The 22,402-nt window shown below is 64.1% G+C and carries 26 protein-coding genes; 11 read left to right on the forward strand and 15 right to left on the reverse strand.

The genetic code is table 11. The features are described from left to right. The first annotated feature begins 26 nt into the window (after positions 1-26). Both ACTEK7_RS13645 and ACTEK7_RS13650 read left to right on the forward strand, forming a co-directional pair. Positions 27-656 (forward strand): histidine phosphatase family protein, encoded by a 630-nt coding sequence (locus ACTEK7_RS13645; RefSeq protein WP_225113144.1) that lies wholly within the window; start codon positions 27-29, stop codon positions 654-656. A gap of 71 nt (positions 657-727) precedes the next feature. Continuing rightward, entirely contained in the window at positions 728-1,786 is a 1,059-nt protein-coding gene (locus tag ACTEK7_RS13650) for an AI-2E family transporter (RefSeq protein WP_036003187.1), read from the forward strand. Between the two features lie 45 nt (positions 1,787-1,831). On the opposite strand, the gene ACTEK7_RS13655 is transcribed toward ACTEK7_RS13650, so the two are convergent. The 8 genes from ACTEK7_RS13655 to hisB all read right to left on the reverse strand — a co-directional run bounded on the left by ACTEK7_RS13655 (position 1,832) and on the right by hisB (position 6,913). Continuing rightward, positions 1,832-2,071, reverse strand: coding sequence for a hypothetical protein (locus ACTEK7_RS13655; RefSeq protein WP_036003274.1), 240 nt, complete (start codon positions 2,069-2,071; stop codon positions 1,832-1,834). 101 nt (positions 2,072-2,172) lie between these two features. After that, entirely contained in the window at positions 2,173-3,129 is a 957-nt protein-coding gene (gene coaA, locus ACTEK7_RS13660; protein ID WP_036003185.1) for a type I pantothenate kinase, read from the reverse strand. A gap of 36 nt (positions 3,130-3,165) precedes the next feature. Beyond that, on the reverse strand, positions 3,166-3,489 hold the full coding sequence (locus ACTEK7_RS13665) for a phosphoribosyl-ATP diphosphatase (protein ID WP_036044993.1): 324 nt from the start codon (positions 3,487-3,489) through the stop codon (positions 3,166-3,168). A gap of 77 nt (positions 3,490-3,566) precedes the next feature. Further along, positions 3,567-4,340 carry an imidazole glycerol phosphate synthase subunit HisF gene (hisF, locus tag ACTEK7_RS13670; protein ID WP_225135505.1) on the reverse strand — a complete coding sequence of 258 codons (774 nt, stop codon included), beginning with the start codon at positions 4,338-4,340 and terminating at the stop codon, positions 3,567-3,569. Between the two features lie 3 nt (positions 4,341-4,343). Further along, positions 4,344-5,081 carry a 1-(5-phosphoribosyl)-5-[(5-phosphoribosylamino)methylideneamino]imidazole-4-carboxamide isomerase gene (hisA, locus tag ACTEK7_RS13675; RefSeq protein ID WP_225148196.1) on the reverse strand — a complete coding sequence of 246 codons (738 nt, stop codon included), beginning with the start codon at positions 5,079-5,081 and terminating at the stop codon, positions 4,344-4,346. Beyond that, the gene (gene hisH, locus ACTEK7_RS13680; protein ID WP_036003163.1) at positions 5,078-5,728 is read right to left on the reverse strand and encodes an imidazole glycerol phosphate synthase subunit HisH; all 651 of its coding nucleotides are present in this window, start codon (positions 5,726-5,728) and stop codon (positions 5,078-5,080) included. Before hisH ends, hisA begins: the two co-directional genes overlap by 4 nt. After that, positions 5,725-6,255 carry a DUF2628 domain-containing protein gene (locus ACTEK7_RS13685; RefSeq protein WP_109141959.1) on the reverse strand — a complete coding sequence of 177 codons (531 nt, stop codon included), beginning with the start codon at positions 6,253-6,255 and terminating at the stop codon, positions 5,725-5,727. Before ACTEK7_RS13685 ends, hisH begins: the two co-directional genes overlap by 4 nt. Before the next feature lie 64 nt (positions 6,256-6,319). Beyond that, the gene (gene hisB, locus ACTEK7_RS13690; RefSeq protein WP_225148197.1) at positions 6,320-6,913 is read right to left on the reverse strand and encodes an imidazoleglycerol-phosphate dehydratase HisB; all 594 of its coding nucleotides are present in this window, start codon (positions 6,911-6,913) and stop codon (positions 6,320-6,322) included. Between the two features lie 191 nt (positions 6,914-7,104). Here hisB and hslV point away from each other — a divergent pair, with 191 nt between their 5' ends. The 5 genes from hslV (at position 7,105) to ACTEK7_RS13715 (ending at position 11,454) form a co-directional block, all read left to right on the forward strand. Then, positions 7,105-7,665, forward strand: a complete 561-nt coding sequence (gene hslV, locus ACTEK7_RS13695; RefSeq protein WP_036003154.1) for an ATP-dependent protease subunit HslV — start codon at positions 7,105-7,107, stop codon at positions 7,663-7,665. A gap of 188 nt (positions 7,666-7,853) precedes the next feature. Then, entirely contained in the window at positions 7,854-8,336 is a 483-nt protein-coding gene (locus tag ACTEK7_RS13700) for a GNAT family N-acetyltransferase (RefSeq protein ID WP_225148198.1), read from the forward strand. Then, on the forward strand, positions 8,333-8,950 hold the full coding sequence (locus ACTEK7_RS13705; RefSeq protein WP_225148199.1) for a DUF2585 domain-containing protein: 618 nt from the start codon (positions 8,333-8,335) through the stop codon (positions 8,948-8,950). The genes ACTEK7_RS13700 and ACTEK7_RS13705 overlap by 4 nt, the downstream gene beginning before the upstream one ends. A 49-nt stretch (positions 8,951-8,999) precedes the next feature. Next, positions 9,000-10,301 (forward strand): ATP-dependent protease ATPase subunit HslU, encoded by a 1,302-nt coding sequence (gene hslU / locus ACTEK7_RS13710; protein ID WP_225148200.1) that lies wholly within the window; start codon positions 9,000-9,002, stop codon positions 10,299-10,301. A gap of 28 nt (positions 10,302-10,329) precedes the next feature. Continuing rightward, positions 10,330-11,454, forward strand: a complete 1,125-nt coding sequence (locus tag ACTEK7_RS13715; protein WP_225148201.1) for a hypothetical protein — start codon at positions 10,330-10,332, stop codon at positions 11,452-11,454. Positions 11,455-11,642: 188 nt separating this feature from the next. Here the strand turns inward: ACTEK7_RS13715 and ACTEK7_RS13720 are convergent, their stop codons facing one another. The 3 genes from ACTEK7_RS13720 to ACTEK7_RS13730 are packed head-to-tail and all read right to left on the reverse strand — an operon-like array spanning position 11,643 to position 14,450. Continuing rightward, positions 11,643-12,233 (reverse strand): Smr/MutS family protein, encoded by a 591-nt coding sequence (locus ACTEK7_RS13720; RefSeq protein ID WP_225135512.1) that lies wholly within the window; start codon positions 12,231-12,233, stop codon positions 11,643-11,645. After that, positions 12,230-13,765 carry a murein transglycosylase A gene (mltA, locus tag ACTEK7_RS13725; RefSeq protein ID WP_225113150.1) on the reverse strand — a complete coding sequence of 512 codons (1,536 nt, stop codon included), beginning with the start codon at positions 13,763-13,765 and terminating at the stop codon, positions 12,230-12,232. Before mltA ends, ACTEK7_RS13720 begins: the two co-directional genes overlap by 4 nt. Then, a complete protein-coding gene (locus tag ACTEK7_RS13730) occupies positions 13,743-14,450 on the reverse strand; it encodes a Tim44/TimA family putative adaptor protein (protein ID WP_036003134.1) in 708 nt (235 codons plus the stop codon). The genes mltA and ACTEK7_RS13730 overlap by 23 nt, the downstream gene beginning before the upstream one ends. A 397-nt stretch (positions 14,451-14,847) precedes the next feature. Between ACTEK7_RS13730 and secB the strand changes: the two genes are divergently transcribed. Next, positions 14,848-15,336, forward strand: coding sequence for a protein-export chaperone SecB (gene secB / locus ACTEK7_RS13735; protein WP_036003132.1), 489 nt, complete (start codon positions 14,848-14,850; stop codon positions 15,334-15,336). Here secB and dnaQ read toward each other — a convergent pair. From dnaQ to ACTEK7_RS13755, 4 genes are read right to left on the reverse strand one after another with little or no spacing between them, the layout of a single operon-like run. Continuing rightward, on the reverse strand, positions 15,327-16,049 hold the full coding sequence (dnaQ, locus tag ACTEK7_RS13740; RefSeq protein WP_036024295.1) for a DNA polymerase III subunit epsilon: 723 nt from the start codon (positions 16,047-16,049) through the stop codon (positions 15,327-15,329). The genes secB and dnaQ overlap by 10 nt on opposite strands. Positions 16,050-16,078: 29 nt before the next feature. Further along, entirely contained in the window at positions 16,079-16,678 is a 600-nt protein-coding gene (gene coaE / locus ACTEK7_RS13745; RefSeq protein ID WP_036024292.1) for a dephospho-CoA kinase, read from the reverse strand. Positions 16,679-16,701: 23 nt separating this feature from the next. Next, the gene (locus ACTEK7_RS13750; protein WP_057025980.1) at positions 16,702-17,310 is read right to left on the reverse strand and encodes a Maf family nucleotide pyrophosphatase; all 609 of its coding nucleotides are present in this window, start codon (positions 17,308-17,310) and stop codon (positions 16,702-16,704) included. A 9-nt stretch (positions 17,311-17,319) separates the two neighbouring features. Continuing rightward, positions 17,320-18,165 carry a pyruvate, water dikinase regulatory protein gene (locus ACTEK7_RS13755; protein WP_036003121.1) on the reverse strand — a complete coding sequence of 282 codons (846 nt, stop codon included), beginning with the start codon at positions 18,163-18,165 and terminating at the stop codon, positions 17,320-17,322. Positions 18,166-18,626: 461 nt separating this feature from the next. Between ACTEK7_RS13755 and hemJ the strand changes: the two genes are divergently transcribed. The 3 genes from hemJ to mnmE all read left to right on the forward strand — a co-directional run bounded on the left by hemJ (position 18,627) and on the right by mnmE (position 22,248). Then, entirely contained in the window at positions 18,627-19,061 is a 435-nt protein-coding gene (gene hemJ, locus ACTEK7_RS13760) for a protoporphyrinogen oxidase HemJ (RefSeq protein WP_225148202.1), read from the forward strand. Between the two features lie 255 nt (positions 19,062-19,316). After that, the gene (gene rho, locus ACTEK7_RS13765; RefSeq protein ID WP_008133567.1) at positions 19,317-20,582 is read left to right on the forward strand and encodes a transcription termination factor Rho; all 1,266 of its coding nucleotides are present in this window, start codon (positions 19,317-19,319) and stop codon (positions 20,580-20,582) included. A gap of 310 nt (positions 20,583-20,892) precedes the next feature. Continuing rightward, entirely contained in the window at positions 20,893-22,248 is a 1,356-nt protein-coding gene (mnmE, locus tag ACTEK7_RS13770) for a tRNA uridine-5-carboxymethylaminomethyl(34) synthesis GTPase MnmE (protein ID WP_225148203.1), read from the forward strand. The last annotated feature ends 154 nt before the right edge of the window (positions 22,249-22,402 follow it).

The following is a 22,402-nucleotide window of genomic DNA, read 5'->3' on the forward strand; positions in this document are numbered from 1 at the left end:
GCATTTTGCAACCAAAGGATTTGCGCATGAACGTGCTTTGCCGCCTCGCCCTGATTGTTCTCCTGGCTGGAATCTCCCGCCACGCAGCCGCCGACACACCGGACCTCATCTCGTCGCTCAAGCAGGGCGGCTACGTCCTGATCTTCCGACACACCGCGACTGACGACAGCCAGAAGGATGTCTATCCCTTCAAGTTCGACGACATGAGTGCCCAGCGTCAGCTCAGCGAGAAGGGCAGGGACGCGGCGCGCCAGATCGGGACGGCGATCAAGGACCTCGCGATCCCCATCGGCGACGTCTACACCAGCCGCCTGAACCGCGCGGTCGAGGCCGGCAAGCTGATCTCCGGCCGTGAGGTCAAGCCGGTCGATGCCCTGACCGACAGCAGCAACGCCAGCGCATCGGGAATGGCAAACCCGACCGGCGCCAATGCCAAGGCCGGGCAGGCCGTGCGTCAGCTCGTCGATGCGCCGCCGCAGGCCGGCACCAACACCGTCCTGGTCACCCACAAGACCAACATCGCCGACGCCTTCGGCAAGGACGCCGGCAACGTCGGGGAAGGCGAGGCCTTCGTCTACAAGGCCGGCAGCTCGGGCCCCGCCACCTTCGCAGGGCGCATCACGCTTGCGGATTGGATCGCGAAAGCGGGCAGGTGAGGACCTGCCGCTCCGCCACGATGTTGTGCTACGGACATCATCTGGCGAACGAGCGAAGAGCTGGCGAACACGTGAGAACATCGGAGAACCGTTCATTCCTCATCCTGCTTGGCGCGATCTCCGTCGCGTTCGTCTGGGTGCTTTGGCCGTTCTCCGGTGCCGTGTTGTGGGCCACGCTGCTGGCCATCATCTTCGCCCCGTTCTATCGGCGGGTGCTGAGATCCGTGCCCGAAAAGCACAACCTTGCCGCCCTCGTCACCGTCATCGTGGTGGTCGTCATGGTCCTGATCCCCGTGGCGGTCATCATCGCGTCGCTGATCGACCAGGGCGGGGAGCTGTATCAGCGCGTTCAGAGCGGCGAGATCAGCCTCTCTCATCCCCTGCAGCAGCTGAAATCCGCGCTGCCCGCCTGGGCTGTGTCGCTCGGAGACCGCCTGGCCGGCATCGATTTTTCGGCCCTGAGGGAACGCCTGTCGGGTCTGGTCGTCCCTGCCGGACAACAGCTGGCCGGGCACGCGATCAACATCGGTCAGGTGACGCTGGAGTTCGTCGCAAGCCTGCTCGTGATGCTGTACCTGCTGTTCTTCCTGCTGCGCGACGGTGACGAGCTCAATGCCCGCATTCGCGAGGCGCTCCCGCTGAGCCCGAACCATACCGCGGAAATTCTCGATGTCTTCACCCTGGCGGTTCGTGGAACGATCAAGGGGATCGTTCTCGTCGCGTTGATACAGGGAGCACTCGGCGGGCTCATCTTCTGGCTGCTCGGCCTCACCGCGCCGCTGCTGGCGGGCGCGCTGATGGCGCTGCTCTCGCTGCTGCCGGTGCTCGGCTCCGCGCTGGTCTGGGTTCCGGTTGCGCTTTACCTGCTTGTGGCAGGTTCGGTCACGAAGGGACTCATCCTGCTCGCTTTCGGCACCTTCGTGATCGGCCTTGCGGACAATTTTCTCCGCCCGATCCTGGTCGGCCAGTCGATCCAGATGCCGAGCTATATCGTGCTGCTCGCCACGCTGGGCGGCCTTGCGACGTTCGGAGCGAACGGGTTCGTGATCGGCCCGCTCGTCGCCGCGATGTTTCTGACGACGTGGCACATCTTCGTCGTCTCGAAGTCGAAACAGGGGGCCCCGAAATGATCGTCATGCCGGGCCTGGAGCGGGCGATCCGGCCGATGCGCAATCTCATGCAGCAGAGACAATAAAGCGCGGTGCAGACAGCTTGTCCGGCGTCGTCTGGCCTCCCCGGAAGACGGTATTTGCCTGCGCGGCGCGCTTGCAATGGGGGCACACGAAGAGATGCGCGATGACCGGGGTCGGCTCGTCCGTGAGCAATTCCGAGCGGAACCACTTCATCTCGACATGGCAGTCCGGGCAGACCGGAGCTTCCAGCTGCTCCGCAGCGCTCCTGAGACGATCAACCATGGTGTGCCCCCGCCGTTTTCCAAGGAATAGCGGAATACCCATCGTTGGTCTGCATCAAAAGATACTCTGCGCGAATGGGCAGGGCCCGGGCACCAAGGCGATTACAGCCGCCTGAGCGCCACGCTCTCCACCGTGTGGTCGGCGCCCTTCTTGAGGATCAGCGTCGCACGGGGCCGGGTCGGCAGGATGTTGTCCTCGAGATTGGCGAGGTTGGTACGCTCCCAGATCGCGATCGCGGTCGCGGTGGCTTCCTCGTCCGACAACAGAGCATAGCGGTTGAAGTAGGATTTTGGATTGGTGAATGCGGTGTCGCGCAGCGCCAGGAAGCGCTTGATGTACCATTGCCGCAGCGCCGCCTCGTCGGCGTCGATATAGACCGAGAAATCGAAGAAGTCGGAAACCACCGGCACCGCCTTGCCGTCGCGCGGCAGCTTGCCGGTCTGCAGCACGTTGACGCCTTCGACGATCAGGATGTCGGGCTGGTCGATCTCGGCCCATTGGTTCGGCACGATGTCGTAGGTCAGATGCGAATAGACCGGCGCACGGACGTGGCGGCGGCCGGCCTTGATGTCGGAGAGGAAGTTGAGCAGCATCGGCAGATCGTAGCTCTCCGGAAAACCCTTCTTCTGCATGATGCCGTGCCGCTCGAGCACCGCATTGGGATAGAGAAATCCGTCCGTGGTGATCAGCTCGACTTTCGGCCGCGGCGACCAGCGCGCCAAGAGGGCCTGGAGCACGCGTGCCGTGGTGGATTTCCCGACCGCCACCGAGCCGGCGACGCCGATGATGTAGGGCACCTTGCGGTCCCTGATGTTAAGGAACTGGCGCTCGGCGTAGTACAGCCGCTGCATGGCATCGACGTAGATCGACAACAGGCGCGACAGCGGAAGATAGATGTCTTCGACCTCCTGCAGGTCGAGGCGATCGTGCAGCGAACGCAGCCGGTCGAACTCGCCCGGCTCGAGCGTCATCGGCGTATCGTCGCGCAGTCGCGCCCATTCCTCACGCGTATAAACGCGGTAGGGATTGTACTGCTGCTCGGGTGCGCGGATATCCATGACGCCGCCTTTCCGTTGCGATCTATTCGCCCTTGCCTAGCCGCCCTTGCGCGACGCCTTCTCTTCCAGCCCCGACATCGAGGTCCGCTTGTCCAACGCGGCCTCGACCTCTTCCAGCTTTATGCCGCGCGCCTTCAGCAGCACAAGGAAATGATAGAGCAGGTCGGCACTTTCAGCGATCAGATGCGCGCGATCGTTTTCGACTGCAGCGATTACGGTTTCGACTGCTTCCTCGCCGAACTTCTTGGCGCAATGCTCGGGGCCTTTGTCGAGCAGCTTGCGGGTATAGGATGCTTCGCCGCCGGACGCTGCGCGGGCGTCGATGGTTTCGGCCAGATCATGGATCGTGAAACGCGGCATCGGACTCACTCGGAAACACATGGGACCACGGCGGCCATCCCCGTCCGCCAATGTAGCATCGTTACGAACCGGAGTCGTCAGGCATCCAGGCGCATCGGCAGCCCACGCTGCGCCATGTGCTCCTTGGCCTCACGAATCGTAAATTCCCCGAAATGGAAGATCGAGGCCGCCAGCACCGCGGTGGCGTGCCCGTCGCGGATACCGTCGACGAGATGGTCGAGATTGCCGACGCCGCCCGAGGCGATCACGGGAACGGGAACGCTGTCGGCGATCGCGCGGGTCAGCGGAATATCGAATCCCTGCCTTGTGCCGTCGCGGTCCATCGAGGTGAGCAGGATTTCACCGGCGCCGAGCGAAACCACCTCCTGCGCGTATTCGATCGCGTCGATGCCGGTCGAGTTGCGCCCGCCATGGGTAAAGATCTCCCAGCGGTCGCCGCCCGGACGCTTGACGCGCTTGGCATCGATCGCGACCACCACGCACTGCTCGCCGAATTTTTCAGCGGCTTCCTTGACGAATTCGCGCCGCGACACCGCGGCGCTGTTGATCGAGACCTTGTCGGCGCCGGCGCGCAGCAGCGTCTTGATGTCGTTGACCTCGCGCACGCCGCCGCCGACGGTGACAGGCATGAAGCAGGCTTCCGCCGTGCGCCGGACCACGTCCAGCATGATGCCGCGGTTCTCGTGGGTCGCGGTGATGTCGAGGAAGGTGAGCTCGTCGGCGCCGGCGGCGTCATAGGCGATGGCGGCTTCGACGGGATCGCCGGCATCCCTGAGATCGACGAAGTTGACGCCCTTGACGACGCGGCCGTCCTTGACATCGAGGCAGGGGATCACGCGCACCTTGAACATGGGTCAGCTCCTGCGCGCGTCGCGGATCAAGGTGAGGGCGGCGGCGGGATCGAGCCGGCCGTCATAGAGCGCGCGCCCGGCAATCGCGCCGGCGAGCTTCTTCGCGCGCGGCGTCAGCATGGCTTTCACGTCCTCGATCGAGGCGAGGCCGCCGGAGGCGATCACGGGAATCGAAATGGCATCGGCCAGCGCGATGGTCGCCTCTAAGTTCAAGCCCTTGAGCAAGCCGTCGCGCGCGATGTCGGTGAAGATGATGGCGGCAACGCCGGCATCCTCGAAGCGCTTGGCGATCTCGAGCACCGTGACCTGCGACGTCTCGGCCCAGCCCTCGACCGCGACCTTGCCGTCGCGCGCGTCGAGCCCGACCGCGACGCGGCCGGGGAATGTCTTCGCGGCGGACTTCACCAGCTCGGGATCGCGCACCGCGGCGGTGCCGATGATGACGCGGGTGATGCCCTTGTCGAGCCAGGCTTCGACGGTCGCGAGATCCCGAATGCCGCCGCCGAGCTGGACCGGGATCTCGATCGTCTTCAGCATCGCCTCGACGGCGTCAGCATTCACCGGCTTGCCGGCGAAGGCACCATCGAGGTCGACGACGTGAAGAAACTCAAACCCCTGCTCGGCAAAGCTCTGCGCCTGTGCGGCCGGATTGAGATTGAACACGGTCGCGCGCGCCATGTCGCCTTGCTCGAGGCGCACGCACTGGCCGTTCTTGAGGTCGATCGCGGGAAAGAGAATCACGGTTTCCATCGCAAGAAGTTCGAGATCAGGGCCAGCCCGAAGCGCTGGCTCTTCTCGGGGTGGAATTGCGTGCCGATGGCGGTGTCCTTGCCGACGATCGCCGTGACGGGCCCCCCGTAATCGGCGCGCGCAAGCACGTCCGCCTCGCTGGCGGCGTTGAGATGGTAGGAGTGCACGAAATAAGCGTGCTGGCCCTTGGGACCGAGCGGCAGCTTGTTCAGCACCGGATGCTCCTGCAGCAGGTCCAGCGTATTCCAGCCCATGTGCGGGATCTTCAGGCTTTCATCGCGCGGCGTGATCTTCTCGACGTCGCCGCCGATCCAGTTCAAGCCCTCGGTGACGACGTGTTCCTTGCCGCGGCTCGCCATCAGCTGCATGCCGACGCAGATGCCGAAGAACGGCCGCGCCTTGACGCGCACCGCTTCGGTGATGGCCTCGACCATGCCGTTGACGGCATCGAGCCCGCGCCGGCAATCGGCAAAGGCGCCGACGCCGGGCAGCACCAGGCGGTCAGCCTCGTAAGCCTGGTCCGGATCGCTGGTAACAAAGACCTTTTGCGGGCTCTCCAGGCTGCGCGCGGCGCGCTCGAAGGCTTTCGCGGCGGAATGCAGGTTGCCGGAACCGTAATCGATGATGGCGACGCTCATCTTGACCCTCCCGGTTCTGGAAACAACCCAATGATGCCGCCGGCCGGAATCGGCGGCGGGTTCGAGAATGGCTGACCCGGCACATTGCGGGTCGGCGGCGGGCCGCCGCGATCGACGGCCCATTGATCGCCAGCGCTGCCGTTCTGCTTCTGGCTCCAGCGTTCGAAGAAGCGGCGCTCCGCAGTGTCGCTGTCATCAGCGACGACGATATCCAGCTGCCGCCACTTTCCGCGCGACAAGGTCCAGCGGCGCAGGCTCGAGGCTTCGAGGCCCATCAGCACCGCGACGATGCAATCGGCGAAGAAGATCGAGGAGCGCCCGACGCCGAGGCTCGACAGCCCCGCGTTGAACGCGGCCAGGAAGATCAGATAGCCGATCAGCGCCAGCCACAGCCGATTCCACAACAGCCAGAACGGACCGAAGATCATCGCCCAGAAATGGAAGCCGTCGCGCACGAACACGAACTTGTCGGTCGCGCGCGGGTCGGCTCCTGCGGGTGAGGGAGCGTGAACTGTGTAGACAGGCATGGTGATGCCCCGTTCTCGAAAATCAGTGATGCCGCCAGCAGCCTTCGCCGCAAGACGGAAGATGTCAGCCGCCGAGCGAGCCCTTGGTGGAGGGGATCTCGCCCGCCGCCTTCGGATCGATCGCCACGGCCGCGCGGAGCGCCCGCGCCAGACCCTTGAAGCAGGACTCGGCGATATGATGGCTGTTATCGCCATATAGGGTCTCGACGTGGAGAGTCACGCCGGCGTTGATGGCAAAGGCCTGGAACCATTCGCGCACCAGCTCGGTGTCGAACTCGCCGATCTTGGGCCGGGGGAAGTCGGCCTTGAACACCAGGAACGGGCGGCCCGAGATGTCGATCACCACGCGCGTCAGCGTCTCGTCCATGGGCATGTGCACGCCGGCATAGCGGGTGATACCCGCCATGTTGCCGAGTGCCTGCTTGACCGCCTGGCCAAGCGCGATGCCGGTGTCCTCGGTGGTATGGTGATAATCAATGTGCAGATCGCCCACCGCCTTGACCGTGAGGTCGATGCGGGAATGGCGGGCGAGGAGATCGAGCATATGGTCGAAAAAGCCGATGCCGGTCGCGATATTGGCCACGCCGGTGCCATCGAGGTTCACGGAGACCTCGATGTCGGTTTCCTTGGTCTTGCGCTTGATCGTCGCGGTGCGCATTGAAAGCTGGCTTTCATCCTAGCTAGGGAGCCGAAAACGCCAGTCTCTTAACAGCCAAATGACACCTTCGCTACTGCGGGAACGGCCGGCCGGACCTCTACTTCTGCCTATGGTGAGCGAAATTCGGCCCGGAACGGCCCGTTGTGCCCTTCGTCCCGACCGCCTAAATCAGGCCGGACAGTGAGGTATTCATGCAGGACTCCCAGAACAGCTCGCCGGGCTGGCACGGCACCACGATTCTAACGGTCCGCAAGGGCGGCAAGGTGGTGGTCGGCGGCGACGGCCAGGTCTCGATCGGCCAGACCGTGATCAAGTCCAATGCCAAGAAGGTCCGCAAGCTCGGCAAGGGCGACGTGATCGGCGGCTTTGCCGGCGCCACGGCTGACGCCTTCACGCTGTTCGAGCGGCTCGAATCCAAGCTCGAGCAATATCCGGGGCAGCTGACCCGGGCGGCGGTGGAGCTCGCCAAGGACTGGCGCACCGACCGCTATCTTCGGCGGCTGGAGGCCATGATGATCGTGGCTGACAGGGACGTCTCCCTCGTGCTGACAGGCACCGGCGACGTGCTCGAACCCGAGGCCGGCGTGATGGCGATCGGCTCCGGCGGCAATTACGCGCTGGCGGCGGCCCGGGCCCTGCTCGACACCGACAAGGACGCCGAGACCATCGTCCGCCGCTCCCTGGACATCGCCGCGGACATCTGCGTCTACACCAACCGGAATCTGACGATCGAGAGCCTGGCTACGGGGTAGGGCGGAGGGGTCATTTGTCCGAGTGCCTCTCCGCACGGTCGGTGCAACCTCCCGCTTGCGGGGGAGGTCGGCGCGAAGCGCCGGGTGGGGGCTCTTCCCTCTGGGGGATTGTCCCATTGCGGAAACACCCTCTCCCCAACCCTCTCCCGCAAGCGGGAGAGGGAGAGCAGCACCGCTGTGGACGCTAGATGACGCAAAGCTACGCCTTCCGTCCCATGACCGCGGCCGACATGCCGCTGATCCGGCGCTGGCTCGCCGCACCGCATGTTGCCGAATGGTGGCATGATCTGGAGACGCTTGAATTCGTCGGCGGCGACCTCGATCATCCTGACCTGGCGCAGTTCATCGTCAGCCTTGACGGCCGGCCTTTCGCCTACCTGCAGTGCTACCGGCTCGGCGATTGGCATATCAGCTTCGGCCCGCAGCCCGTGGGCACTCGCGGCCTCGATCAGTTCATCGGCGAGGCCGACATGCTCGGATGCGGCCACGGCTCCGCTTTCATCCGCGCCTTCATCGACCAGCTCTTCGCGCGCGGTGTGCCGCGCATCGTGATAGACCCGAGTCCTTCCAATGCGCGCGCGATTCGTGCCTATGAGAAAGCTGGCTTCGTGCCGCAGCACGAGATCGTCACGCCCGATGGTCCCGCACTCCTGATGATCCGAGACCCATGACGCTAGCCGCAAGCCCCGCCGCCAAGACCACATTCCCGCCGCTCGCCTGGGCCGGCATCGCGCTACTGCTGCTGGCGCTGCAGGCGGGGATCCTGCTTGCGATGGGGCGGGTGCCGATCTGCGCCTGCGGCACGATCAAGCTGTGGCACGGCGTGGTGAACAGCTCGGAGAATTCACAGCAGATTGCAGACTGGTACACGTTCTCACACGTCCTGCACGGCTTCCTGTTCTACGGCCTGACTTGGCTTTTGTTTGCGCGGTTACCCTTGCTGCCTCTCTCCTGGCCCGCACGGCTGATCATCGCCATCCTGATCGAAGGCGCCTGGGAGATCGTCGAGAACTCGCCCTTCATCATCGAGCGCTACCGCGCCGGCACGATCTCGCTGGATTATTACGGCGACAGCATCCTCAATTCGGTCTCGGACAATCTGGCCATGATCTTGGGGTTCCTGGCCGCACGCGCGCTGCCTGTCACCACGACCGTGCTGCTCGGCATCGCCTTCGAGATCGTGCTGGCGCTCCACATTCGCGACAATCTGACGCTCAATATCCTGATGCTGATCCATCCGATCGATGCCGTGAAGCAGTGGCAATCCGGCCCGCCGATCATCTGACCCAAAATGCGGCTTGTCCTTGGCCGTCTCCCGCCCTAGCTAATCAGACATGACAGACTTCTCCCCCCGCGAAATCGTTTCCGAACTCGACCGTTTCATCGTCGGCCAGGGCGACGCCAAGCGCGCCGTATCGATCGCGCTGCGCAACCGCTGGCGCCGGCAGCAGCTCACCGGCTCCTTGCGCGAGGAGGTGCTGCCGAAGAACATCCTGATGATCGGCCCCACCGGCGTCGGCAAGACCGAGATCGCGCGGCGGCTCGCCAAGCTCGCCAATGCGCCGTTCCTGAAGGTGGAAGCGACCAAATTCACCGAGGTCGGCTATGTCGGCCGCGACGTCGAGCAGATCATCCGCGATCTCGTCGAGGTCGCAATCGCGCAAGTGCGCGAGCGGAAGCGCAAGGATGTGCAGGCGCGCGCCCAGCTTGCCGCCGAGGAGCGCGTGCTCGATGCGCTGGTCGGCGCCAATGCGAGCTCGGCGACGCGCGAATCCTTCCGCAAGAAGCTGCGCGCCGGCGAACTGAACGACAAGGAAATCGAAATCGAGACGCAGTCGTCGGGCGGCGGCATGCCGATGTTCGAGATCCCGGGCATGCCGGGCGCTCAGATGGGCGCGATCTCGCTCGGCGACATCTTCGGCAAGCTCGGCCGCAGCAAGACGCGCCGGCTGACGGTAGAGAGCTCGCACGAGATCCTCGTCAACGAGGAATCCGACAAGCTCTTGGACACCGAGCAGCTGACGCTGGAGGCGATCAGCGCGGTCGAGAACAACGGCATCGTGTTCCTCGACGAGATCGACAAGATCTGCGCCCGCGACGGCCGCGTCGGCGGCGACGTCTCGCGCGAGGGCGTGCAGCGCGATCTCCTGCCGCTGATCGAGGGCACCACGGTCTCGACCAAGCACGGCGCGGTCAAGACCGACCACATCCTGTTCATCGCTTCCGGCGCCTTCCACGTCGCCAAGCCGTCCGACCTCTTGCCGGAATTGCAGGGCCGCCTGCCGATCCGCGTCGAATTGCAGGCGCTGACCCGCGACGACATGCGCCGCATCCTGACCGAGCCCGAGGCCTCGCTGATCAAGCAATATGTCGCCCTGATGCAGACCGAAGGCGTGACACTCGACATCACCGACAGCGCCATCGATGCGCTGGCCGACATTGCGGTTGCCGTCAATTCAACGGTCGAGAATATCGGCGCCCGGCGGCTGCAGACCGTGATGGAGCGGGTGCTGGACGAGATCTCCTTCACCGCCCCCGACCGCAACGGCGAGACGGTCCGGCTCGATGCGGATTACGTGCAAAAGCACATCGGCGACCTCGCCAAGAATGCGGATCTGAGCCGCTTCATTTTGTGATTCGGAGCGGTCACGCTATTGATGCGGCGTGACCGTACGCATCCTGCAAAATCCCTGGCGGCTCCTGCTCGCGATCAACGCGGCGGTCATCGTCGGCGTGCTCATTCACAAGATCCAGCTGCCGCCCTACGTCCCCTACATCCATCTCCTGGTCGACTATCATTTCGGCTTCATCAAGCGCGCGCTGATCGGGGCAATCGTCGCGCTGTTCACCGACAAGGTGCCGGTATGGCCGGTGTTCGCGCTCGGCGGGGCGACGTGGCTGGCAACGCTGGGTCTCTATGCCAGGCTCTTCCAGAACACGTTCGGCTTCTCCGCGAAAACGCTGCCGCTGTTCGTCTTCACCGCGGGCTCGCCGTTCTTCCTGAAGAACTTCATGCACACGCTCGGCCATTTCGACATCTATGGCTGCGCGCTGGCGATCATCCTGCTGCTGATGCCGGCGGGCTCGCTCGCCTTCGTGGCGACGGCTGCTTTGTTCTCGATCGTTCTCGTGCTGATCCATCACATTCATCTCTTGATGTACGTGCCGACGATCATCACCATCGTCGTGATCCGGCATTACCTTGCTTACGGTTGTGACCGCAGCAATGTTGTCTTCGGCGGGGTCGCTCTCGCCATTGTCTCCGCGCTGTTCTTCGCCGCGCAGTTTCTGGGAACGATGCCGGTCCCCGAAACGGACTTCGTCGCCTATCTCAAGAGCCGGATGGCCGATCCTGCGCGCATCGACCTCTTGCAATTCGCCTACATCTGGTACCAGCCGCTGGCGAAGGAGGTTGCCGACACCTGGGGCCGCCTGCCGCACAACATCCTCGGCGTGCCCGTGTTCGCAGCTCTGATCTGGCTGCACGCGCCGCTGTGGCGCTTCTTTGCCAGCCTGATCGGCGCGCTCGCCAGCGATCTGCACAAGCGGCTCGTCATCGCAGCACTGGTCGGCATCAGTGTCGCCTATCTCGTGATGTTCGCGATGGTGTTCGACTATTCACGCTGGATCTCGAACTGGGCGGTCTGCATGTTCCTGATCCTGCACGCGGTGAAGATGCTGCCGGCCAAGCAGGAAGCAGCGCTGATCCCGGCGGAGGATCGTCAGACCAACATTTTCGGTCTGATCCTCACGCTGATCCCACGCGTCGGAATCATCCGACCGTTTTAGGGCCGCACGGGCGGTGCGCTCCCTCCCCCGCTCTTGTCCGCCGAAGCCTTGGCGAAGGCGGATGCGGGGGAGGGAGGGTGTCTCCACAGAGGGATTCCCCAAGAGGAGAGAACCCTCACCCGCGCGCTTCGCGCGTCGGCCTCTCCAGCAAGCGGGAGAGGCAAGGGAAGCCGCATGCGCCGAGACTGCTACCCTCTCGCCCGCCTGATCCGCACATACAGCGCCCCCTCGCCGCCATGGCCGATCGCGGCTTCCTCGAAGCCGACGACGAAGGCGCGGAATTCCGGCAGGCTGAGCCATTCCGGCACTTGGCGGCGGAGCACGCCGCTTTCGCCGCCGCTGCGTCCCTTGCCGGTGATGACGAGCACGAAGGTGAGGCCGTCCTGATGGGCGCGGTGCAGGAAGCCGGCCAGTGCGCGATGGGCGCGCATCTGGGTCATGCCGTGCAGGTCGAGCCGCGCCTCGATCTCGCTGCGGCCGCGCGACAGCTTGGTCCGCTCGCGCTTGCCGAGCGGCGCTAGCGGCGGAATCGACGGCTTTGCAGCGCGCGGCGCCGGTGCAGCGGCAACCGGCCTTGACGGTGGCGAAGTCCTCGTCACCTGGGACCCGGGCGAAGATTCGGCGCGCGGGATAGCATGCGCCTTGGCCGCGCGATGCTTTCGCAGCGGCTTGACATGCTTTGCGACGAGATCCCACAGCTCGCGCTCCTCCTCGCTCAGCGCGCGACGGCGCGGCGAGGGGCGAGGCTCCAGCACGGGCGGACGGGACGATCGCTTCATTGCGGGCGATGAGGACGATTCTTTGCCGGACGGCGCGGCTCAGGGGCAGGCTCGATCGCGGGACGCGGCACCGGCAGCGGAACCGGGCCGGCGACGGCGACTGTTTCGGTCTTGCCTTGCGCCGCCGCGGCGACGGGCGTGCCGGTCTTCGCCGGATCGGTCTGCGGAAACAGCTTTGCGATCTTCTCGGCGGGCCTTGGGTCCGGGATCGGCAGCTTCGCGGCGCGCGGGGCGGGATCGAGGCTCTTCGGCACCAGCATCACGAATTGCATGGGGTGGCGCAGCCGGCCGGAGACACGGCCGGCATCCGCGCCGGCGCCGAAAAACAGATCGGCCCGTGCGGGCCCGATGATGGCAGAGCCGGTGTCCTGCGCGATCATCAGCCGGCGGAACGGCGTCTTGGCGCGTTCTGACTCGATCGGAAGCTCGCCCTCGATGAAGAACGGCGTGCCGTAGACATGCAGCGATTTGTCGACGGCGATGGAGCGCCCCGCGGTCAAGGGAATGCCTTGCGCGCCGACTGCCTCCTCCTTGTCGGAGAGGTTGACCTCGCGGAAGAAGATGTAGGCGCGGTTCGCGCGGCGCAGCTCCTTGGCGCCGTCGGGGTTCTGCGCCATCCACTCCCTGATCTTCTGCATCGACATCTCCTCTCTCGGGATGATGCCGCGCTCGATCAGGATGCGACCGACCGCCGTGTAGGGATAGCCGTTATAGGCGTCGTAATTGAGTCGAACCGAGCTGCCGTCGTCGAACTTGATGCGGGCCGAGCCCTGGATCTGCGCGAACAACAGATCGGTCGGATCCTTCAGCCAGGCGATCTCGAGCCCCCGGCCGGCGATCTTGCCGTCCTCGATCTCGCCGCGGTCGTAATAGGGCACCAGCTTGCGGCGGCCGATCTTGCGATAGACCGGGCCCTTGTTGGGCAGGCTGAGCGCATCCTGCTTGTAGCCGCGCACAAACAAGTTCGAGGGACGGCGATAGACCGGCACGTTGTAGACATCGGACTGCGTGCGCGCCCCCTCCAGCACCGGCTCGTAATAGCCGGTGACGAAGCCTTCGGGCTCGCCGAGCCGCGAGATCCGCAGCGGCGTGAAATTCTCCTCGAAGAAGGTCTTCGCTTTGCCGTCGTCGGCGAGATCGAGCGTTTTAGCGACGCGGCAGGGCTCACCCAGCGATGTGCCCAAAGCTTTGGGCTCGGCCTTGGCTTCGCCGTTCTGCGCATTGATCGGCTTGCAGCTGGCGCGAAAGGTCTTGTACGCGGCGAGATGATTGTCGTCGCCCCACCCCTTCACGTCCGCCCAGGCCAGCGGCAGATATTGCGCGCCGGGAATTTCGAAGGGCAGGGTGAGCTGCGGATAGGGCAAGGCTCGTGGCGGAGCGGCAGGCGTTCGCGGCAGATGGTGGTGGTGGCTGCGATGGTGACGCCGCGCCGCCTCGGCGCCGAGCGAAAACGACGACAGCGCGACGGCAGCTGCGCAAAGCGCCGTCGCGCCGTTCTTCAGGAAGATCTTAATTCGCGCTTCCGGTGCCAACCAGCTTCCAGTTCGGATCGCGAGAGGAGGTGTCGCGGGCGAAAGTCCAGATATCGGTGATATCGGCGACCGTGTCGGCGCTGCCGTCGACGATGTTGCCGGCCTTGTCGCGGGTGGCCGAGATCATCTGCGAGACGAAGCGCACGGTGAGCTGCGCACTGCGATCGCGCAACTCGGCGCCGACGAGCTCGGCCTTGTCGATCGACACGAAGCGCGTCTCGGTCTTCTGCTCGTTCTTCTCGCGTTCCTTGATTGCAGCGTCGAAGCTTTCATAGACGTCCGACGACAACAGATCGCGCAGCGCGCGGCGGTCGCCATTGGCAAAAGCGAGCACGATCATCTCGTAGGCGCCGCGCGCGCCCGAGAGGAAATGGCGCGGGTCGAAGCTGGAATCCTTCTCGACGATGGCATCGAGACCCTGCGCCAGCGGCGTGCCCGGCTCGGTCAGCCCCTTCCAGCGATCGGACGGCGCGGTCGGCTCGGCCGTCGGCGCCAGCGGGGCCTGGTCGATCACCTTGCCCGGCATGGTCACGACGTTGTTGTCCTGGGCGCCTCCGAGCGCGTTGCGGGCGGCGGTGCGATCGAACGGCGGCCGCTCGTTGCCGGTGCGCTGCCCCAGCACGCTACGCAGCCGCAAGAAGATGAAGACGGCCAGCGCCAGGAATATGATGGTGTAGATGTCCACGTCGTATTCGCTTTCTGGTCTTTGCAGGGCTCGTTGCCGGGAAAATCAATCCGGCCAGTAGACCGTTCCTTACGGAAACGGCAAGTCTACATCACCATTTTGGGTCCACGTCAGGTCCGTGGGATGTAGGCACGAAATCTGGCCCGGCCAATGGCGCCTTTTGGCACAGCGCCAAGTGTAGCGCGTTTTATGCTTAAGGGGAAACCCGATCCTGCCCGGAAATGGCGCATCTTCAATCGTTTAAGGCGAAATTTCGCGGAAAAGGCAGGAGGAACGTCAAAGGCGCGATTGCGGCCCGAATTCCCGGTCCGGGACCGTTCGTCCTTGTGGAACGAGCCGGCCCTATGTTAGCCAACCGCCGCGAAATTCAGCCCCAATCGGGTAAGGAGACACTTTCATGACCAACGGTAACGGTACCCCTCCCGAGGCGGCCCAGGCTCCCCAGCTCAACGTGCTGGCGCAATACACCAAGGACCTCTCGTTCGAAAATCCCAACGCGCCGAGCTCGCTGCAGCCGCAGAGCCAGCCGCCGCAGATCAACATCCAGATCAACGTCAACGCCAACAATCTCAGTGAACAGGAATTCGAGGTGACGTTGTCGGTCGAGGGCAAAGCCGAGACCGCCGGTAAAGTGATGTTCTCGTTCGAGCTCGCCTATGCCGGCGTGTTCCGGATCGTCAACGTGCCCAAGGAGAACCTGCACCCGCTGGTCATGATCGAGTGCCCGCGCCTGTTGTTCCCGTTCGCACGCGAGATCATTGCGACGGCGGTGCGCGATGGCGGGTTCCCGCCGCTGATGCTGGATCCGGTCGACTTCGTCGGTCTGTACCGCCAGAACATGGAGCGGCAAATGGCCGCTCAGGGCGGACAGGCCGGTCAGGCCTGAGCCGCCGCCAGCGCGACTGGAGCGGGCAGGTACTCGTTCCAGATCGCCTTGTCGCCGAGCGTTGCGATGAAGGCCCGATGGGCCTCGCGCTCGGCTTCGGAAATCCGCGGCGCGAGCGGCACCGGGCGTTGCCGCCGCGGCGCATCGCCGGCGCTATTGACCCTGATCTCCTCGGCGTCCGAGGCCAGCAGCAGCTGCGACTGCCGCGCTCCAACCAGATCGACATAGACCTCGGCGAGCAGCTCGGCGTCCAGCAGCGCGCCGTGCTTGGTACGGTGTGAATTGTCGATCGAATAGCGCGAGCAGAGATCGTCGAGCCGGTTGGACACGCCGGGATGCTTGCGACGCGCCAGCAGCAGCGTATCGACCAGGCGCTCGCGCGGGATCGCAGCGCGCTTGATGCGGTCGAGCTCGGCGTTGATGAAGCCGATGTCGAACGAGGCGTTGTGGATCACCAGCGGGGCGTCGCCGATGAACGCCAGAAAGTCGTCGGCGACCTCGTGGAACAACGGCTTGGTCGCCAGGAATTCGGACGACAATCCGTGTACCGCAAACGCTTCCGCCGGCATGTCCCGCTCGGGGTTGATGTAGACGTGATACGTCTGTCCGGTCGGCATGCGGTTGAAGATCTCGACGCAGCCGATCTCGACCAACCGATCGCCGCGCAGCGGATCGAGGCCGGTGGTTTCGGTGTCGAGGACGATTTCGCGCATGTCTCTTGGAAGCCGTGTGAGGCGGCGAATCAGGTCCGCCGCTGCGGCATCTTAACGACCTCGGCCAGGATGTGCGCGATTTGGGCCCGTACGGGGTCAAGTCCGTGTGAGGTATCCACCACGAAATCGGCCCGCTTGCGCTTCTCGGCATCCGGCATCTGCTTGGCGATGATGGCATCGAGCTTGGCCTCGTCCATCGTGCCGCGCGCCAGCACCCGCTGGCGCTGCAGCTCGGGCGAGGTCGAGACCACGACCACGGCATCGACCCGCTTCTCGCCGCCGGTCTCGAACAGCAGCGGGATGTCCAGCACCACGACCGGCGCCTTGGCGGCCTCGGCGTCGGCAAAGAATTTCTGCCGGGACGCGCCGAGCATGGGATGAACGATCTGCTCGAGCTGCTTGATCGCGGCGGGATCGTGCACGACACGCGCCGACAGCTTTTGCCGGTCGACCTTGCCATTCGCGGTGGTGCCGGGGAAGGCGGCCTCGATCGCGGGAGCGGCCTCGCCCTCATAGAGCTGATGCACGGCGGCATCGGCGTCGTAGACGGGGACGCCGGCCTCCGCGAACAATGTCGCGGTGGTGGATTTGCCCATCCCGATCGAGCCGGTCAGTCCGAGAATTCGCATCAGCACCCAGCCTTCTCTCGCATCTACACCGCAATTAGCTGCTCGCTGCGCAGATACGCAAGCAGCGGCAGCAGCGGCAGGCCGAGAATGGTGAAATGGTCGCCCTCGATGCGCTCGAACAGATGGATGCCGAGGCCCTCGAGCTGATAGGCGCCGACGCTTCTGGTCACAGCGTCGCCCGCGGCGTCGAGATAGGCCGAAAGATCGGCTTCGCTCATTCCCCGCATGGTCATGCGCGCCACGGAAACGTCCTCGAAGAGAATCCTGCCATCCTGCGCCACGGCGACGGCGGAATTCAGCTCGTGCGTCTGACCGGCGAGATCGCGCAATTGCGCCAGCGCCTGGGTGCGGCCTGCCGGCTTATTGAAGAGACGGCTCCCAAGCGCCAGCGTCTGGTCGGCGCCGATCACATAATGTCCGGGATAACAGGCAGAAACAGCCTTGGCCTTTTCGCGGGCCAGCAGCAGGGCAATCTCGCGCGGGTTGGAGAGCTTTGACGCGGCCTGGATGCCACGCTCGTCGATATCGGCGGTGACGGCTTCGAAGTCGAGCCCGGCATCGCCCAGCAGCATTTTGCGCGCGCTGCTTTGCGAGGCCAGGATCAACGGACTTTTGCCGCGCCACAGACTCATCGGCGACACTTACTCGGACGGCCGGTTGCGCTGGCGATCGCTATACAGCTTCATGATCGCCGCCGCGGTTTCCTCGATTGAGCGGCGCGTGACGTCCAGCAGCGGCCAGTCATGCTTGGCGCTCAGCTTGCGCGCGAACGCGACCTCCTCCGTGACCGACTGCTTGTCGGTGTAGGTATCGCTACCGCTGCTGGACTCGGCGCCCATGGACAGCAGGCGGTTCTGCCGGATCTGAATCAGGCGTTCCGGCGTCGCGTGCAGGCTGACCACCAGCGGCCGCGTCAGCGTCTCCAATTGCGGGGGCACCGGAATGCCCGGCACCAGCGGCACGTTGGCGGTGCGAATGCCGCGATTGGCGAGATAGATCGATGTCGGCGTCTTCGATGTCCGGGACACCCCGACCAGTACCACGTCTGCCTCGTCGAGACCTTCGACATGCTGACCGTCGTCATGGATCATCGTGTAGTTCAAGGCATCGATGCGCTTGAAATATTCCGCGTTGAGCACGTGCTGGGCGCCGACACGGCCGGTGGTCGCTGCTCCCAGATAGGCCTCGAACAGCTGCATCACCGGTCCGATGATCGACAGGCTCGGAACATTGATCTGCTTGCACTTATCCTCGAGTCTGGCGACCAGATCCTTCTCGAGCAGCGTGAACAGCACGATCCCTGGCGCTTCCTCGATCTCATCAAGCACGCGGTCGAGCTGCTTCTGGCTGCGCACCAGCGGATAGACGTGCTCGACCGGCGTCACGTTGGCGTATTGGGCCGCGACCGCGCGCGCCACGGTGATGAGCGTCTCACCCGTGGAGTCCGAGACCAGGTGGAGATGGAAATAATTGTTCGAGGTCGGCACAAAAACCCTTTGAATTTCGTTGGGGTGGTTTGTGGATTTCTGTGGAGCTTAACCTCTCGGAAAGGGATGTGCGACACCAGGGGCGGGACAAGGCGTGATTTTCTTCACACCGCTGCCGGTCAGGACAAATCCGACGCCTCGCCGAGAGGGAAGCGGGATTGCGCGGACAAGTCCCTTGATAAGCTGCCGATACAATCGCGCAAGCCTTTGAAGCCGGCTGACTTATCGGAAGTCGACAAAGGCTGTCCGGAATATGTGGATGGATGTGAACAAGCGCGCGTGAACGCGCGGACGGAATTGCGTGAGTCCAATCCACGGTCACATAGACTCAAACCTTAAGAATCTAAGATTCTAGATTTGAGGAAGGCGCTACGGAGGGATATGTGTGCGGGGTAAGACCTTAACGGGTTCTTACTATCCCCAGCGTTCCCCGCGCTGGGCAGCAAGCCGGACCCCCGAAAATGTTCGAAGACGTCTATCTCTGGATCAAGGCGCTGCACGTGATCGCCGTCATCTCCTGGATGGCCGGCATGCTCTACCTGCCGCGGCTGTTCGTCTATCACTGCGAGGCCGAAATCGGCTCGAAGCAGTCGGAGACGTTCAAGGTGATGGAACGCCGGCTGCTCAAGGCGATCATCAACCCCGCGATGATGGTCACCTGGCTCGCCGGGCTCTATCTCGCCTGGTCCGGGCATTGGTTCTCGTTCGGCTGGCTGCACGTCAAACTGGCACTGGTCCTCGTGCTCTCGGCGGTCCACGGCTATTTTTCACGCTGGGTCAAGGATTTCGCCGCCGATCGTCGCCCGCGAGGCCAGAAATTCTATCGGATTATCAACGAGGTGCCGACCGTCCTGATGATTTTCATCGTTATCATGGTGATCGTGAAGCCGTTCTAGGCAAACTGCGCGACGATTCGCTCAGCGCTTCGGCTTGCGGAGCGCTAGGCGATTTTCTATATTATCGATATCCCACCCAACGCAGGCGGATGTGGTTGTGTCCGAGCCTTCCAGAGGCCGGACCCCGCATCAGGATTGAAGCCTCACCGGCGTTCACCTTGCCAGACCTGCGGACCTTACCTGCACCTGCTCGCGTCCGCATTTCAGAGCCTCCTCGCACCCCCTCTTTTCAGGTTACCCCACAGGACCACCCCAATGCGGGAAATCAAACTCGAAGACCTCAAGTCCAAAACGCCGGCCGAGCTCGTCTCGTTCGCGGAGGAGAATGGGGTCGAGAATGCCAGCACCATGCGCAAGCAGGAGCTGCTATTCGCCATCCTCAAGCAGCTGGCGCTCGCCGAGACCGATATTGTCGGCCAGGGCGTCGTGGAAGTTCTCTCCGACGGCTTCGGCTTTCTCCGCTCGCCCGACGCGAATTATCTGCCGGGTCCTGACGACATCTACGTGTCGCCCTCGCAGATCCGCCGTTTCGGCCTGCGCACCGGCGACACCATCGAAGGTCACATCCGCAGCCCGAAAGAGGGCGAGCGCTACTTCGCGCTGCTGAAGGTCAACACGCTCAATTTCGAGGATCCGGAAAAGGCCAAGCACAAGGTCAATTTCGACAACCTCACGCCGCTGTTTCCGAATCAGCGTTTCCGCATGGAGATCGACGATCCCACGCGGAAAGACCTGTCTGCACGCGTGATCGACATCGTCGCGCCCATCGGCAAGGGCCAGCGCGCCTTGATCGTGGCACCGCCGCGTACCGGTAAAACCGTGCTGATGCAGAACATCGCGCATTCGATCACGCACAATCACCCCGAATGCTATTTGATCGTGCTCTTGATCGACGAGCGTCCGGAAGAAGTCACGGACATGCAGCGCTCGGTGAAGGGCGAGGTCGTGTCCTCGACCTTCGACGAGCCGGCGGTGCGCCACGTCCAGGTCGCCGAGATGGTGATCGAGAAGGCAAAACGCCTGGTCGAGCACGGTCGCGACGTCGTGATCCTGCTCGATTCGATCACGCGCCTCGGCCGCGCCTACAACACCGTGGTGCCGTCATCCGGCAAGGTGCTGACCGGCGGTGTCGACGCCAACGCGCTGCAGCGTCCGAAGCGCTTCTTCGGCGCGGCCCGCAACATTGAGGAGGGCGGCTCCCTGACCATCATCGCGACCGCGCTGGTCGATACCGGCAGCCGCATGGACGAAGTCATCTTCGAAGAGTTCAAGGGCACCGGTAACTCCGAACTGATCCTGGACCGTAAGGTCTCGGACAAGCGCACCTTCCCGGCGATCGATATCTCGCGCTCCGGCACCCGCAAGGAGGAGCTCATCACCGATCCGCAGGTGCTCAAGAAGATGTACGTGCTCCGCCGCATCCTCAATCCGATGGGGACGATGGACGCGATCGACTTCCTGCTCGACAAGCTGCGCTCGACCAAGAGCAATTCGGAGTTCTTCGACTCCATGAACACCTGAGTGCACTGCAACAAAGAATTTTGGGGCGCCTTCGGGCGCCCCTTTTTGTTGCGGCTTTGCTGCAGCGAAGGTGCAGCATGAGTGGCAGCCGATGCCCAACCTAGGTTTCTCACTAAACTGTTGATATTGAAAGGTAATTCTTGAAATCCTAGTCGGCCTCCTCCTGCGATCAGGCCAACTGCAGCAGAATGCTGCGGTTATATTGCGGTGCAAAATCGATTTGCTGCAGAACCTGGTGCAGCAAATCCGGTTGCTCTCGATCGCGAGAAACGGACGTTTGCGTTTTCGGCCGCAGCCGGACAAATAGGCTATGCATCCGCGAGACCAGACCATTTTCGCGCTGTCATCCGGGCGGGCGCCCAGCGCGATCGCCGTGGTCCGCGTCTCCGGCTCGCAAGCCGGCGCCGCGCTGACGGCGCTTGCGGGCCGGCTGCCGGCGCCGCGACAAGCGAGCCGTCGGCTACTCCGGGACGGGGCGGGCCAGCCGATCGACGATGCGGTCGTGCTCTGGTTTCCAGGACCGGCCAGCGCCACCGGCGAGGATGTTGCCGAGTTTCACGTTCATGGCGGCCGGGCGGTGCTCGCGGCGCTCTTCGCTGCAATTTCCGATATCCCGAATACGCGTGCGGCCGACCCCGGCGAGTTCACGCGCCGCGCCTTCGAGAATGGCAAGCTCGACCTGACCGAGGCCGAGGGGCTCGACGACCTCATTCACGCCGACACCGACCGCCAGCGCCGCCAAGCGCTGCGCCAATTCCAGGGCCTGCTTGGCGACCGCGCGCGCGAATGGCGCGAGCGCATCATCGAGGCCTCCGCGCTGATCGAGGCCGGCATCGATTTTTCCGATGAAGGCGACGTGCCGGCGGAGCTGCGGGCGCCGGCGGTGAAAGCGATCAGAGCGCTTCACGATGAAATCGCGAAAGTGCTTGCGGCACAGGGGCATTCTGAACGGCTGCGCGAGGGCCTTGTCGTTGCCATCGCCGGCGAGCCGAATGTTGGCAAGTCGACGCTGATCAACCAGCTCGCGCGCCGCGAGGTCGCGATCGTCTCGCCGCATGCCGGCACGACGCGCGACGTCATCGAGGTGCAGCTCGACCTCGACGGCTATCCCGTCACGGTCATCGACACCGCTGGCATCCGCGAGACCGAGGATCCGGTCGAGCAGGAAGGCGTGCGCCGCGCCCGCGCGCGCGCCGAGGACGCCGACCTGGTGCTGTGGCTGGTGGAGGGCGGACAAGCCGTCGATCCTGATACAACGCGCTCGCGCTGGACATCGGCGGCCGGCGCTGCTTCGCCCGGCGGCTCGGTCTGGATCGTGCGCAACAAGATCGATCTCGGCGGTGGCGAAGGAGCCAGGCCGAGCGAGTTCGGGATCTCGGCAAGCCGGGGCGACGGCATGCCTGAGCTGGTCGAGGCCCTGGTGAAATTCGCTTCGGAGTTCTTCGGAACCACCGAGGGCGCCATGGTGACCCGGGCGCGCCAGCGCGAATTGTTGAGCCGGGCCTCAGCCAGCTTGCGCCGGAGTCTGGACCTTGTAGAACACGGTGAGGAGCTCGCGGCCGAAGAGCTGCGGGCGGCCGCCTATGCCTTGGGCCGGCTCTTGGGCCGGGTAGACGTCGAGGACGTCCTTGGGGCCATCTTCCAGAAGTTCTGCATCGGAAAGTAGCGCTAGTTCTTCATTGTAGAACTGGCCCTTGTTCCATTTCTTCTGTTTCACGTGAAACGGGGGTTCCGGTTCCGCACGGTGGTTTCTGGTCGTTTCACGTGAAACAGCGCCGGGGGCCCGTGTCGGTCGGCCGTTCCCATCTACAGCGAGAGCG

The sequence above is a fragment of the Bradyrhizobium sp. JHI2711 genome (assembly GCF_056156565.1).